This window comes from Sulfurovum sp. (assembly GCF_015493435.1).
In the GTDB taxonomy this organism is placed as follows: Bacteria; Campylobacterota; Campylobacteria; order Campylobacterales; family Sulfurovaceae; genus Sulfurovum.
Genome location: NZ_WGDD01000024.1, coordinates 1 through 13,692, shown reverse-complemented (window position 1 = coordinate 13,692; position 13,692 = coordinate 1). Strand labels below are relative to the sequence as shown.

Sequence of the window (13,692 nt, the reverse complement as noted above, 5' to 3'; positions counted from 1 at the left end):
TGTTGTTGGACGCGTATTATAGCACCGAACTTCTCTCTTGTCAAGGGTTTTTTGCAATTTATTCGAAATTTCTTGTTTTTTTTTCTGATCTTTGCTTTTACTTACATTATATAGAGAATTTTATCCCTTGCTCTCCCCCTCTCTATCTATTGTTTTATTAATCTTTATGACCTTTTTGCTCTATCTTTGAACTTTGTTTTTCATTGGTTGGAATTCTTTTTTTATTGGAGGTAGGAGAAAGTATGTATGTTTGTTTGGAATAAATAGAAAAATTGAGGTTTAGCTATTCAGAGCTGGAGCCCTGAATAGCTAAAAAGAATGGAAAAGCAGGAAATTATACGAGTTCGATAATTGCCATTGGTGCAGAATCACCTTTTCTCATACGAGTTTTAATGATTCTTGTATATCCACCGTTTCTGTCTGCATATTTCGGTGCAATTTCATTTACAATGGTGCTTGTACTCTCTTTGTGTTGCAACATTGCAAAAATTGCTCTGTGTGCATTGAAATCACCAGATGAAGCTTTAGTGATAAGCTTCTCATAATAACTTCTCAGTTCTTTTGCTTTTGGCAATGTAGTCTCAATTCTACCTTCTTTTGTCAAAGCAATAGAAAGGTTTTTCAGAAGTGCTGCTCTGTGAGCAGACGTTCTGTTTAACTTACGGTAACCATGCTTGTGTCTCATGTTTGTCCTTTATTTACTATTACAACTATGCTTTAAGTTGTTCTAATTTTTTGACAAGATTTGCTCTTGTGCTTTCTTTGAGTTCAAATTCAGGACCAAAGTTATGCTCTATCAGGCATTCATTGATCTCATCCAGAGATTTCTTACCAAGATTTTTGATATTTTTGATCTCATTTTCACTCATCAATACTAATTCACCGAGGAATTTGATACCAGCTCTATCAAGCGAGTTAAATGATCTTGCACTCAATCCCAGACTGTCCACAGCCATCAGAAATGGTTTAAGTTCACTGTCATCACCTGTTCTTTTGGGCAATGTTGTACTAATGTTCACATCAAGTACACCATTAAATACAGAAAGCTGTTTATTCATAACTTCCAATGCATTGGTAAAGGCTTCAACCGGACCGATTTGGGCGTCGGTTTCAATATCAAATGTAATCTTTTCGAAATTTGGGTTATCTTCCACAAGTACAGGCTCAATCTTGTAGTTTGCTTTTCTTACCGGAGTAAAAAAAGCATCTAAAGCAATACTGTCTGCATCTGTTTCATCTCTCAAATCTTCACTTGGTACATATCCAATACCTTTGGCAATAACAACAGTGAAGTTCAATTCAGCATCTTCATTAAGTGTTGCAAGAGGAAGATCTCCGTTTACCACTTCAATTTGATCATTATTAAGATCCTGTGCTGTGACCTCTTTATACCCAGAAAAACTATACTTAAGCTCTACCCTGTCACTTTCGTCTTTAATTTTGAAACGAATGTTTTTCAGATTGATAATAAATACAGCGACATCTTCGTGCATACCCCTGATGTTGTCAAACTCGTGTGCGGCACCTTCGATCTTTACAGAAATAGGTGCATACCCGATAGAAGATCCCAGAATGAGCCTTCTCAGCGGATGTGCAAGTGTAACAGCATAGCCACTCTCAAAAGGATACGCAACGATCTCTGCACGATTTTCATTGATCTCGTTGACTTCTACCTCTGTTGGCATAAATGGTGCAACTTTAATTTTTCTCATTAACTAGCCTTTACTAAGATTATTTAGAATAAAGCTCGACGATTAGACGCTCTTCAACTGGGATTGCTATCTCTTCTCTTTCAGGAACCCTACTGAAGATCCCGAAAAGTTTCTCTTTATCAACATCAACCCATTCAACCATACCGGTCTGATTAGTCAATTCAATTGCTCTGAGGATCTGAGAGTTTGTTTTGCTTTTTTCTCTGATCTCAATCTTCTGACCTGCTTTCACTCTGTAAGACGGAATGTCAACTCTTTTACCGTCAACAAGTACATGTCCGTGGTTTACGAATTGTCTTGCAGACGCTCTCGTTGTTGCAAAACCCATTCTGTAAACGACATTGTCAAGCCTCTGCTCAAGAAGTTGGATCAGGATAGAACCTGTATTCCCGTCTTTTGAGTTCGCCTCTTTGTAAAGTGATCTGAATTGTTTTTCAGATACACCGTACATGAATTTCGCTTTTTGCTTTTCCTGGAGCTGAAGACCGTATTCACTGATCTTTGTTCTTCTCTGCCCATGTTGTCCCGGAGCATATGGTCTTTTTTCCAATGCAGATTTTCCGGCGAGTCTTCTCTCACCTTTCAAACCAAGATCAACACCAAGTCTTCTTTCAAGTCTTTCAACTGGACCTCTATATCTTGCCATGCTTATACCCTTCTCTTCTTAGGTGGTCTACAACCATTATGTGGAAGCGGAGTGATGTCCTTAAGGAATGTTACACGAATTCCTTCAGTTGCACCGATCGCTTTAACCGCTGTATCTCTACCGGAACCAGGACCCTGAACTTTGATCCCTACTTCTTTGATGCCATTTTCTTTTGCTTTTGCCATTGCGTCTGCAACCGCTTCTGTCGCAGCAAAAGGAGTTGATTTTTTAGAACCCTTGAAACCAAGTGCTCCTGCAGAACTCCAAGCAATAACATTTCCCATTTCGTCAGTCACTGTGATCACAGTGTTATTGAAAGTTGCAGCTACGTACACTACACCTTTAGCAATACTTTTTTTTGCTTTTTTCTTAGCCATACTTTGCTACTCCTTACGCTGCGCCGACAGTTTTACGCTTACCTTTTCTGGTGCGCGCATTTGTCTTTGTTTTTTGACCACGACAAGGCAGTCCTCTTCTGTGTCTAAGACCTCTGTAAGATCCTAGATCCATAAGTGCTTTGATGTCAAGTGTCACTTTCTTTCTAAGGTCACCCTCCACCATGATATTCTCCTGAATATCATTACGGATCGTTGCCGCCTGAGCATCTGTAAGCTCATGCACTCTGGTATTATAGTCAATACCAGTTCTGTCAAGAATTTTTCTTGACGTTGTCAAACCGATACCATAGATGTATGTCAATGCATACTCTATTCTTTTCTTTTGTGGTAAATCAACACCTGCAATACGTGCCATGTTTATCCTTGTCTCTGTTTATGTTTTGGATTTTTACAAATCACGCGTACGATACCCTTGCGCTTGATCACCTTGCAATCATCGCACATTTTTTTAACTGATGGTCTAACCTTCATGGGTTTTCTCCTATATGATAACGCGTATAGAGCAAAGCCCTACACACTACGCTGACGCTAAGTCCACTTTCTAAACGGACTCGCGCGACTAGTCGCTTTTATGTCTTTGTTGCACCTTTGATTGCGTGGATCATTGAGTGTATCATGATCCAACCCTTGAGTAATCGGTGCAGAATTAATCAAAGATTCTTCTCGCAGTTTCCTAAGCCTATAGCAATAGGGAGGAGGATTATACCGAAATATTTCTTTATTTTTTCTTATACTTAAAAAATCTAAAATTTATGTTGGTTTGGCTTGAAATAACTGGACAGGAACTAGTATTTTGACCAAAAAAGGGAAAGATGCGTCTCAAAACAAGAGGTTTTTCAACACGGTATTGCTTTGAGTAAAATTTTAATGCCGGGAAAAGAGCAACCGACTCCTGCAAAAATTATTTTGCGTTCTTTTTGTCTCTTGCTGCTCTTTTTCTTACGACAGGATCTAAAGATTTTTTACGAATTCTGATACTTTCCGGTGTAATTTCGATCAATTCATCATCTTCTATCCATTCCATGGCAGATTCAAGTGTGATTTGTCTTGGTGGGACAAGCTTAATGGCATCATCTGCACCTGATGTTCTCATATTGGTAAGCTGTTTTCCCTTGAGCGGGTTGACATCAAGGTCTCCCGGTCTTGCACTTTCTCCGATAACCATACCGGAATAGACCTTGTCCTGAGGTTTGATAAAAAGTGTACCTCTTGCCTGCAGGTTAAAAATAGAGAAGGCTACTGCTTCTCCATTATCCATAGAAACAAGTGCACCCGGTGTACGGCTGACCACGACTCCGGTGTAGGGTCTATACTCAATAAAGGAGTGGTTCATAATACCTTCACCCTTGGTATCTGTCAAGAACTCGGAACGGAAACCGATGAGCCCGCGTGCAGGAATTTCAAATTCAATCCGTACTGTACCGTCAGGCATAGGGGCCAAAGAAGTCATTTCTGCTTTACGTTTTCCAAGTTTTTCAATAGCAACACCTTGAAATTCTTCAGGGACATCAACCACAAGATGTTCAAACGGTTCCATCTTTACGCCGTTCTCTTCTTTGACAACAACTTCCGGACGGGCGAGAAGGAATTCAAACCCTTCACGTCGCATATTTTCCGCCAAAATACCGATTTGTAGTTCACCACGTCCTGAAACTTTAAAGGAGGCATCTCCCATAGGTTCCATACGCATAGCAATGTTTGTTTCCATCTCTTTTTCAAGTCTCTCAGCAATCTTGTTCGAAGTTACATGTTTGCCTTCTGTACCTGCCAACGGACCGTCATTGACTGACATGATTACTGAGAGTGTCGGCTCTTCCACATGCATAGGATCAAGTGCTACAGGATTGACAGGATCACAAATAGAATCGCCTACATCAATATCACTGAACCCTGCTATCGCTACGATATCACCTGCTTCCGCTTCATTGATCTCCATACGTTCAAGCCCTTTGAAGCCGATCAGTTTGGAAATACGTGATTTTGACTTTTCTCCGGATGCTTTAATCAGTACATATTCATCACCTTTTTTTACCTTGCCGTTAAAGATACGCGTAATCCCGATACGTCCGACAAAGTTATCGTTATCCAGAGTAAAGACCTGAGCCTGCGTATCGTTATCCGGTGAACCGGTGGGATAAGGTACTTTTTCAAGGATCGCTTCAAAAAGTGGTGTCATATCTTTGTTTTCATCTTCAAGATTCCATTTGGCATACCCGTCTCTTGCCGCAGCATACAGTACAGGAAACTCAAGCTGCTCTTCATTGGCATCAAGCGCAACAAGGAGATCAAACATTTCATCAAGCACTCTATCCGGCTCTGCACCGTCTTTGTCAATTTTATTAATAACCACTACCGGGATAAGTCCAAGTTCAATCGCTTTTTTCAGAACGAACTTTGTTTGAGGCATGACTCCTTCCTGTGCATCGACAAGCATAAGCACACCATCGACCATTTTGAGTACACGCTCAACCTCTCCGCCAAAGTCGGCGTGGCCCGGAGTATCAATAATATTGATCTTGTGGTCACCGTAAGTAATGGCCGTATTTTTTGAAAGAATTGTGATTCCTCTCTCTTTTTCGATGTCATTAGAGTCCATCGCTCTCTCTTCAACCTGCTGGTGTGCTTCAAATGTACCAGATTGCTGAAGAAGTTCATCGACCAGTGTCGTTTTCCCGTGGTCAACGTGTGCGATAACCGCAATGTTTTTGATTTTTTGCATAAAAGTATCCTAGAAATAGAGCCGAAGCCCCTGTATAATTTCGCGCATTATATCCAAAAATAACTATATATGAGATTTTACAGTGCCAGACCATACAACTCACGGTAGGTTTTCATTGCAAACCTATCTGTCATATCAGCGATATAATCAGCAATAACACGCTCTTTCGTACGTACAGCAAGCAATTCTTTCTGATGGGGAGGAAGGAGGTTCACATCTTCACGAAAAGCACTGTAAAGGCCTTTGATACATTGTTTCCCTGCATACATTTTTCTCACTATCTTTTCATGCTGATAAAGATTTTTATATAACAGCTTTTTAAGGTGTTTCAGCTGGCTGGCACTCTTCTTCGAAAACCCTACAGGGATAACATTTTTGGCATTCAAACGTGCACAGATAGGTTCTTTTTGGCGGTATTTGGCTGCACCGGCTTTGGAGTTTTCGATAAAATCCTCAACCAGAAGTTTGATCAGACCGGCTACAAATCGATGGCGGTAGAGCTTTTCATTTCGCTGCACTCCCTCTTGCCTCACCATTTCATCTACCCGGAGGCAAAGGGCATCTTCAAGCAGCTCATCAAAAGAAATCAATCCGTATTTGATACCGTCATCAATATCATGCGAAGTGTAGGCTATCTCATCAGCATGATCAACAACCATTGCTTCAAGTGAAGGATGGTACTCCAGCCTAAACCGTTGATCGAGATGATCCAAAAATGGCTTTTTATAGGGATAGGAATGCTTTAAAACTCCTTCAAGCGTAGCAAAAGTAAGATTGAGCCCATCAAAATCTTTATACCGCTTTTCCAGTTTTGTCAGTACCCGGAAAGACTGAAAGTTGTGTTCAAATCCAAGCACCCTGCCGTCTTCTTTGAGTAATCGGTCAAGTTCATCCCCTCCTACATGTCCAAAAGGCGTATGTCCAAGGTCATGAGACAGAGCAATGACTTCAGAAAGCGTTTCATTCAAACCTAACATACGTGAAAGTGTTCTGGCAATCTGACTTACTTCAAGTGAATGTGTCAAGCGTGTACGGAAATAGTCACCTTCATGGTTGAGAAAAACCTGTGTCTTGTATTCGAGACGCCTAAATGAGCTGCAGTGCAGTACTCTGTCCCTGTCCCGGGAAAAAGGATCTCTAAAGTCCTCCTGAAAAGCATGGAATCGTTCATATGGATGCATTTAATAGCCTTATTTATCGTTTACTCGCTATAATTGTATCTAAAAAGCGCGGGGTGAAAGATGTATCAAATAGCATATGAAAAGCCAAAAGTGACACTTTTGCAGGAATCCGGTCTGGGGGTAGCCGAAATTGCAGCCAGAACCTGTTATGACAGCTTTGAAAATTCGGAGAATGCTTCTATCCGAAATGCTATGCAAAACCTTGATATTGATGCAATCAACAGGATAGATGATTCTGATCTTCTCTCCAATCTTGCATGGGTGCATCATCACCACTCCATCATTGAACATGCTACCCTGAGTTATTTGATCCAGGGAACCTCCCGGGGGGTTCTGCAAGAACATGCAAGACACCGCTTACAGGCAATATCGGTAAGAAGTACCCGGTATACGATGTCCAGTGTCATCAATGCTTTTGTCGCTTCCATAGAAAACGGAGATCCTTTTTCCTTTTTCTTAGAAAAACTGCTGGCATTGAATCTTTTTGTTATCAGTGACCAGGACTATCTCGCCATAGAAATACGTGCTATTTTTGATAAATTGATGTTTCAATATAAAAGAGATTCAGAATTCATAGACTCAGCCATCGCGAAATCTTCACTGGGGTATCTCAGGGAATTTAAAGGCAATGCCCAAAATCTCTATGATGCACTGGAAAGGGGAAAGAAAAAACGTAATGTGGGAGACAAGTTTAAGCATATTGTTTCTGACAACTGGAAAGTAGACATGGTCGTCACTTTCAATATACGCAGTCTCAAGAACTATTTTGACCTCAGGGACAGCGGGGCAGCCTGGTTTCAAATACAATGGCTTGCACAGGAGATGAAAAAAGTCACTCCCGTAAAATATCTCAAGCTTATCGATAAAAAATACAGAGAAAGTTAGCCGCCGGGAAAAAATTCCCATCATTTTTTTTGCAGCTTGCCGTATTATTTTTTGAGCGGAGTAACATACATATTGATATAGCGTCCTTCCTGCTTGGCAGGAGATTCCAACTGTGCAATATCTTGAAGCATAGGCCAGACACGGTTCAGTACTTCCACGCCCCATTCAGGGTTAGCCATTTCACGTCCCCGCAGAAAAACCCTCAGTTTGACATGTTTGCCTTTCTCAAGAAATTCACGCGCATGTTTGACCTTGTAAGCAATGTCGTTCTCTGCAATTTTACAGGAGAATTTCACTTCCTTGACCTCGATCTTTTTCTGGTTCTTGCGTGCCTCTTTCTTTTTCTTCTCCAGCTGGTATTTGTGCTTTCCGTAGTCCATGACTTTTGCAACAGGGGGTTTTGCATCCGGCGATACAAGCACCAGATCCAAACCTTTCTCTTCTGCAATCTTGAGTGCTTCATTTCTGGAAATGATGCCGAACTGTTCACCATCGTCTCCAAGTACTCTAAGTTCACTTGCCCTGATAGCATCATTCATTATGGTACTGTCAGCTTTTTTCCTGCCCCTGTTGTTTCTATCGTTTTGTCTACTCAAATTTTTCCTTCTTGAAGTTGTTTGGTTAATTCTACCATAAATTCGTCTTGTGTAAGATTATACTGTTCACGAACCCTTCTGTTCCTAATGGCTACAGAATGATTCTGTACCTCTTCATCGCCAATGATCACGACATACGGTACACGCTGCTTTTCAGCGGTTCTAATGCGCTTGTTCAGCGAATCGTTCTTGTCGGAGACTTCAGAATCTATCCCTTCCAGCGTCAACTTTTTCTTAAGTGCATAGGCATAGTCAGCATGACTCTCCGAGATAGGAACGAAGATCACCTGTGTCGGTGCCAGGAAGAAGGGGAACTCCCCTGCATAATGCTCTGTCAGGATACCGATGAAACGTTCGAATGATCCCAGGATCGCACGGTGGATCATTACCGGGCGCTTTCGGCTGTTGTCTTCTGCTACGTATTCAACTTCAAAACGCTCAGGAAGATTAAAATCGACCTGAATAGTACCGCACTGCCATTTTCTGCCGATCGCATCAGTGATCTTAATGTCGATCTTCGGACCGTAGAATGCACCACCGCCCTCATCAATGGTGTAGGGGAGGCTGTTTCCTTCGAGTGCGTCTTTCAGTCCCTGGGTCGCTATTTCCCAAACAGCATCTTCACCGATAGCTTTTTCCGGTTTGGTTGAAATTTCCATTGTATATTCAAAATTGAAAAGTTTCATAACAGCATCAACAAATTCAACCACTTCAAGTACTTCCGAAGCGATCTGCTCGGGAGCACAGAAAATATGTGCATCGTCCTGGGTAAATTCCCGTACACGCAGCAAGCCATGGAGTACGCCGGACTTCTCATGTCTATGTACCACACCATATTCATAGTAGCGCAAAGGCAGATCACGGTAACTTTTCTGTGTTTGTTTAAAAATTTGGATATGGCCGATGCAGTTCATAGGTTTTATACCGTACTCATGTCCGTCAATCTCTGTAAGATACATATTTTCACCGTAACAGGCATAGTGACCGGATGTTCTCCACATATCAGCCTTGAGGATTTCCGGACCCCGTACAGGTTCATAGCCTCTTACAAGGTGGGCTTTGTGAAGAATCTGCTCGAGCTTATATCGCAGTTTTGCTCCCTGCGGCATCCAGAACGGCAAGCCGGCACCGGATTCTTCGTTGAACATAAAAAGCTCCATCTCCGCTCCGATCTTTCTGTGATCGCGCTTCTTGGCCTCTGCCATCATTGTCAGATAATTCTTGAGCGATTCTTTGTCCGCAAAGGCAATACCGTAGATACGGGTAAGCATTTCGGCATTCTCGTCACCGCCGAGATAGGCACCTGCCACCCGGGTCAGCTTAAAGTTGTGCAGAAAGCGGAGTGCAGGTACATGAGGTCCTCTGCAGAGATCTTCAAATTCACCCTGTTTGTAGATAGAAACCATTTCATCCGGAATACGTGAAAGTACCGCCAGCTTGAGATCATCGTTGGCAAACTTCTTCAATGCTTCTTCTTTGCTGATCTCATACTTTTCGATCTTGTATTTCTTCTTGATGAGTTCCTTCATCTTCTTTTCGATCGTTTTGAGATCCTCTTCTCCGATCTTTTCATTGACCCTGAAGTCATAGTAGAATCCCTCGTCCACGACCGGTCCGACAAAAAACTGGGCATCCGGATAAAGCTCTTTGATCGCCTGTGCCATAAGATGTGCGGTAGAGTGCCTGATGATTTCAAGTGACTTCTCGGAATTATCAAACTCTATCGGTGCTGCTGTACAGTTCTCACCTGCACTTTGTGTGTCTATGATGCTGCCCTGGTCATCTATGTAACCAATTAGATTTTCACTCACAATAACCCTTTATATGATGCATATACCGTATTTTGGCTGTCACAAGACAAACACGGCTGCGTTAAAAATGTGCGTATTATAGCAAAATTAACTTGTAAGGCCGCGATAGAACATATGATGGACGCTCTCCTTCTCCTTGGCTGCCTTCATTGCATCGTCAGCACACTTGCCGAGGATCATCTCATTCTGTCCATCCTCAGGATAGAGTGTCACACCGATATTGGGTTCGATGTGAATACTTTTTCCATTGACCCCTCGATGGGTAGAAACAATGACATTTTCAAGTTTCTGTAGGTACTTCCTCAGGAATACCCGCTGTTTTCTGCTAATAATAACAAATTCATTATCGTTCAGCCTGGCAAAAAAATCATCTTCAGTCAATACCTTGTTGATTTCATCAATGATAGTTTGCAGAAGTGTATGGCTGATCGTATCATCCTCTTTACCTTCAACAATCTGCTGAAGTGAAATGAAAAGCAGCGTAAAAGGCTCTTTTTTCTTGATGAGCCCTTTGATCGTTTCTTTATAGGCATTTCTGTCTTTAATGCCGGTAAATTCTACACTGGCCTGTTCTTCAAGTTCATCCACATAGGCGATCTTCTCTTCAGCTTCACCTATTTTTTTATCCATTCGTATTAAAGTTTTAATATAAAAAAGCGGTACAAGGAGCGTTGTGATACCAAAGGCAACAATAACATTATACTGTCCTTCCCAATAAGGCGACATCATGGCAAGGTATGCCAGGGAAGCCACAGCCATCAGAGCACCGCTGACATAATAATTCAAACCATAACTTACGCTGCTCTGCATTACAATAAGGGCATACAGGGGAAGAAGATAAATTCCCTGTTCCCCAAGTACATTGATAAGAAATGTCAGAATGACAAAATCCATGAGCAATAGAAGATTCTTTCTGATCATAATGAATTTCCCAGGCATATACGTGATAAACGCGTGGTATACCAAAGAAAGGATCATCAATCCTCCCAATACCAGCTGTACCAGCTGTATCTTCGGAAAGATATTGGAACTAATCAGAAAACTTAAAAACGTCAATACCAGAAGTACACTCATTCTGATCAAACTGTAAAAACGTTCTTCTTGATATTCAATATAGCTTTCAGACATTTTGTTCTCCCGTGTAGTGTATAAAACTATCACATTCTACCATATAAAATTAAGACTTTCCCGATATACCGTATTCATGCCGGTCTTTAGCAATAACACGACAATATCCTGCTTGTTTACCCTTCACTGGCGGGTTTTGCCCACAGGAGACCTAATCATATTTCCCTATCACCCGTTTAAAGATACAGCTAAAAAAGTTATAATGCTATTCATTTAATATTATAAGGATACACAGATAGATGCTCTTTAAGTACAAAGGTTTTGATAAAACAGGGAAAAGAGTCAAAGGTACGGTGACAGCCAACTCCACAGATGAGGCCGGACAAAAACTCCGCAGCCAGAATATTTACTATGAATCTCTTGCCCCCACCAAAGAATTTTCCCTTGAAACCTTTTCTAAAAGACAAATGCCCGGAGAAATGCTGGCAGCCTTCTCCAAAGAACTTTCCTCTTATTTGAACTCCGGTATGACCATTCTGACAGCTATACGTTTGATGGAAAATCAGCATGAGGGAGAAAAGAAATACGTCTCTTTTCTGAATTCTATCAAAACGATGATCGATGAAGGAAAATCTCTCTACCATGCACTCAATACACAGAAAGTCTATGCCATGCCCGAGTTTTTCGTGCAGAGTCTCAATATCGCAGGACAGAGCGGTAAAATGGTCGAAGTACTGACCAATATGGGAAATTTCTTTTCTACACAGAATAAAGTAAAAAAACAAGTCAAAGGCGCCATGGTCTACCCGGCAGTTATTTTTACAGTCGCCATTGCAATGACTTCGTTTCTTATTGCTTTTGTGGTACCGAAGATCACAGAAGTATTTGAAGATACGGATCAAAAACTGCCTCCGATCACACAGTTTGTACTGAGTATCAGCGATTTTCTGACCCATTATTATATGCAACTGATCATCGGTATTGTTCTGGTGATCGTTCTTTTCAAACTTACCTACAGCAAAATAGACGCTTTTCACAGTTTTTGGGACGGCTTGCTGCTAAAGGTACCTGTCATCGGACCGCTGATACAAAATCACGAACTCGGACGCTTCTCCTATATTCTTTCACTCATGCTCGGATCGGGAGTAGCCTATGCCCAGGCTGTCAAACTTTCAACTGCCTCTTTCCATAACTACAAACTCAAATCCCTGTTTGAAGCCGCCTCTGTCAAAGTGATGGAGGGGAACAAGCTTTCCAATGCACTGCAGCTTGCCAAAGGGGTGAAGCTGAAGCGGAACTTCATGCAGTCTCTTGCACTGGGAGAAGAATCGAGCGAGGTAGCCAATATTCTTGATAATATCTCCCTCCTCTATGCGGAAGAAAATGAAGACAAGCTTAAACTGCTTCTGGGCCTGCTTGAGCCATTTATGATGCTCTTTATCGGCGGGGTCGTGGGCGTGATCGTTTCTGCAATGCTCCTACCGATATTTACTATGACACAAGGATTGAAATAATGAAACCAAAACAGTTAAAATCTATTGCTATTGCAACCATACTTGCTACAACCAGCCTGGCTTACGCCGATACCATAGGAGGAGAAATATCTCTTGGTTTATACAGCCACTCTCCAAGCGGATACGCCTCCTACACGGAACCTTATACCGGACTGGGGCTTGGAACCTCTGCTGACCTGGAAGATACACTGCATTGGCAAAGTAACCAGAATATTGTACTCAAAGCATACATTGAACACCCCGTGCCGTTGCTCCCCAATATCAAACTTGGTTTTATGCAGCTCTCGCAGGAGGGAAAAGGAAGTGTTGATGATTTTACCTGGGGAGGTATCTATATCCCTTCTTTTGGAAGTATCGAGAACAGTTTTACCGCCAACAAATACGATCTGACACTGTACTATGAACTGCTCGATAACTGGATAGAAGCTGATGCAGGAATCACACTCGGATATATCGACGGCAATATCGCCGTCACCGGACTGGTAGGAATGAGCCCGATCTCCCTGTCACATACAGAATCTACGGATTTTTCACTTTTTTTACCTACACTTTACGGAAAAGCCCGTTTTAATATTCCGACAACTGATGTCAGTCTTCAGTTTGAAGGGGATTATTTCAGTTATGACAATACAACGTATTACAACTACGAGCTGAGTGCCCGATATACTTTCAGCATGGGGCTGGGTATCGAAGCCGGGTACAAAGGCATACATCTTGACAGCAATGATCTTGCAGAGGGGCTGGCGGTCGACATGGATTTTAACGGCATTTACGGTGCCGTCGTATGGGATTTCTAATGGCAAAAACAGCAAACAGCGGTCCGGAAAGGCATACTCCCCGAAAGAAACGTTTTCGTGATATTAAACAGGGTAGAATAACAAAAAAAACTTCTCAGGAAAAATCGCAAAAACCAAAAAAAAATTATGCTTCCAAGGGGAAAAAAGTAAAAGCCTTTCTGACCGACTCGTTTATGCTTGTAATGCCCATTATGTATATTGTTTTTTACCTGGTAATGGGTGGAAGGGAAGGTTTTGCCGCACATAAGGCACTGGGATGGCTTTACATTCTTGTGCCTCTTATCATTATCCAGACCGCTTTCATGTACAAAACAGGTCAGACACCCGGATACCGTGCCTATGATCTTACCCTCATAGATGAAAGT

Annotated in this window: 15 protein-coding genes; 4 read left to right on the top strand and 11 right to left on the bottom strand. The window is 41.8% G+C overall.

All coding sequences use genetic code 11. The features are described from left to right. Window positions 1–334 precede the first annotated feature (334 nt). From rplQ to F8L24_RS03745, 8 genes are all read right to left on the bottom strand, one after another. Complete coding sequence (rplQ, locus tag F8L24_RS03780) at window positions 335–685, bottom strand: 50S ribosomal protein L17 (protein ID WP_294951964.1); 351 nt, start codon at window positions 683–685, stop codon at window positions 335–337. Window positions 686–710: 25 nt separating this feature from the next. Then, window positions 711–1,712 (bottom strand): DNA-directed RNA polymerase subunit alpha, encoded by a 1,002-nt coding sequence (locus F8L24_RS03775; protein WP_294951961.1) that lies wholly within the window; start codon window positions 1,710–1,712, stop codon window positions 711–713. A gap of 19 nt (window positions 1,713–1,731) precedes the next feature. Then, entirely contained in the window at window positions 1,732–2,358 is a 627-nt protein-coding gene (gene rpsD, locus F8L24_RS03770) for a 30S ribosomal protein S4 (protein ID WP_294951959.1), read from the bottom strand. Window positions 2,359–2,360: 2 nt separating this feature from the next. Further along, window positions 2,361–2,735 (bottom strand): 30S ribosomal protein S11, encoded by a 375-nt coding sequence (gene rpsK / locus F8L24_RS03765; RefSeq protein WP_067332446.1) that lies wholly within the window; start codon window positions 2,733–2,735, stop codon window positions 2,361–2,363. 13 nt (window positions 2,736–2,748) lie between these two features. Next, window positions 2,749–3,111, bottom strand: a complete 363-nt coding sequence (gene rpsM / locus F8L24_RS03760; protein WP_046551848.1) for a 30S ribosomal protein S13 — start codon at window positions 3,109–3,111, stop codon at window positions 2,749–2,751. Between the two features lie 2 nt (window positions 3,112–3,113). Beyond that, window positions 3,114–3,227, bottom strand: a complete 114-nt coding sequence (gene rpmJ, locus F8L24_RS03755; protein ID WP_008244830.1) for a 50S ribosomal protein L36 — start codon at window positions 3,225–3,227, stop codon at window positions 3,114–3,116. Between the two features lie 430 nt (window positions 3,228–3,657). Next, complete coding sequence (gene typA / locus F8L24_RS03750) at window positions 3,658–5,475, bottom strand: translational GTPase TypA (protein ID WP_294951950.1); 1,818 nt, start codon at window positions 5,473–5,475, stop codon at window positions 3,658–3,660. Between the two features lie 77 nt (window positions 5,476–5,552). Continuing rightward, complete coding sequence (locus tag F8L24_RS03745; protein WP_294951949.1) at window positions 5,553–6,656, bottom strand: deoxyguanosinetriphosphate triphosphohydrolase; 1,104 nt, start codon at window positions 6,654–6,656, stop codon at window positions 5,553–5,555. 60 nt (window positions 6,657–6,716) lie between these two features. Between F8L24_RS03745 and F8L24_RS03740 the strand changes: the two genes are divergently transcribed. Continuing rightward, on the top strand, window positions 6,717–7,541 hold the full coding sequence (locus tag F8L24_RS03740) for an FAD-dependent thymidylate synthase (protein ID WP_294951946.1): 825 nt from the start codon (window positions 6,717–6,719) through the stop codon (window positions 7,539–7,541). 44 nt (window positions 7,542–7,585) lie between these two features. Here the strand turns inward: F8L24_RS03740 and infC are convergent, their stop codons facing one another. From infC to F8L24_RS03725, 3 genes are all read right to left on the bottom strand, one after another. Then, window positions 7,586–8,137, bottom strand: coding sequence for a translation initiation factor IF-3 (gene infC / locus F8L24_RS03735; protein ID WP_294951943.1), 552 nt, complete (start codon window positions 8,135–8,137; stop codon window positions 7,586–7,588). Then, window positions 8,134–9,948 (bottom strand): threonine--tRNA ligase, encoded by a 1,815-nt coding sequence (thrS, locus tag F8L24_RS03730; RefSeq protein ID WP_294951941.1) that lies wholly within the window; start codon window positions 9,946–9,948, stop codon window positions 8,134–8,136. The genes infC and thrS overlap by 4 nt, the downstream gene beginning before the upstream one ends. Window positions 9,949–10,035: 87 nt before the next feature. Further along, the gene (locus tag F8L24_RS03725) at window positions 10,036–11,076 is read right to left on the bottom strand and encodes a diguanylate cyclase (protein WP_294951939.1); all 1,041 of its coding nucleotides are present in this window, start codon (window positions 11,074–11,076) and stop codon (window positions 10,036–10,038) included. A gap of 239 nt (window positions 11,077–11,315) precedes the next feature. Between F8L24_RS03725 and F8L24_RS03720 the strand changes: the two genes are divergently transcribed. The 3 genes from F8L24_RS03720 to F8L24_RS03710 all read left to right on the top strand — a co-directional run. Next, entirely contained in the window at window positions 11,316–12,530 is a 1,215-nt protein-coding gene (locus tag F8L24_RS03720; protein WP_294951936.1) for a type II secretion system F family protein, read from the top strand. Further along, window positions 12,530–13,327 (top strand): TIGR04219 family outer membrane beta-barrel protein, encoded by a 798-nt coding sequence (locus F8L24_RS03715; protein WP_294951933.1) that lies wholly within the window; start codon window positions 12,530–12,532, stop codon window positions 13,325–13,327. Before F8L24_RS03720 ends, F8L24_RS03715 begins: the two co-directional genes overlap by 1 nt. Continuing rightward, window positions 13,327–13,692, top strand: a 366-nt coding sequence (locus F8L24_RS03710; RefSeq protein ID WP_294951931.1) for an RDD family protein, incomplete at its 3' end; no start/stop codon positions are given. The genes F8L24_RS03715 and F8L24_RS03710, both read left to right, overlap by 1 nt.

Bases quoted from the DNA above. Each gene is read 5' to 3' on its own strand.
- rplQ (WP_294951964.1), bottom strand. From the start codon at position 685: ATGAGACACAAGCATGGTTACCGTAAGTTAAACAGAACGTCTGCTCAC.
- F8L24_RS03775 (WP_294951961.1), bottom strand. From the start codon at position 1,712: ATGAGAAAAATTAAAGTTGCACCATTTATGCCAACAGAGGTAGAAGTC.
- rpsD (WP_294951959.1), bottom strand. From the start codon at position 2,358: ATGGCAAGATATAGAGGTCCAGTTGAAAGACTTGAAAGAAGACTTGGT.
- rpsK (WP_067332446.1), bottom strand. From the start codon at position 2,735: ATGGCTAAGAAAAAAGCAAAAAAAAGTATTGCTAAAGGTGTAGTGTAC.
- rpsM (WP_046551848.1), bottom strand. From the start codon at position 3,111: ATGGCACGTATTGCAGGTGTTGATTTACCACAAAAGAAAAGAATAGAG.
- rpmJ (WP_008244830.1), bottom strand. From the start codon at position 3,227: ATGAAGGTTAGACCATCAGTTAAAAAAATGTGCGATGATTGCAAGGTG.
- typA (WP_294951950.1), bottom strand. From the start codon at position 5,475: ATGCAAAAAATCAAAAACATTGCGGTTATCGCACACGTTGACCACGGG.
- F8L24_RS03745 (WP_294951949.1), bottom strand. From the start codon at position 6,656: ATGCATCCATATGAACGATTCCATGCTTTTCAGGAGGACTTTAGAGAT.
- F8L24_RS03740 (WP_294951946.1), top strand. From the start codon at position 6,717: ATGTATCAAATAGCATATGAAAAGCCAAAAGTGACACTTTTGCAGGAA.
- F8L24_RS03725 (WP_294951939.1), bottom strand. From the start codon at position 11,076: ATGTCTGAAAGCTATATTGAATATCAAGAAGAACGTTTTTACAGTTTG.
- F8L24_RS03720 (WP_294951936.1), top strand. From the start codon at position 11,316: ATGCTCTTTAAGTACAAAGGTTTTGATAAAACAGGGAAAAGAGTCAAA.
- F8L24_RS03715 (WP_294951933.1), top strand. From the start codon at position 12,530: ATGAAACCAAAACAGTTAAAATCTATTGCTATTGCAACCATACTTGCT.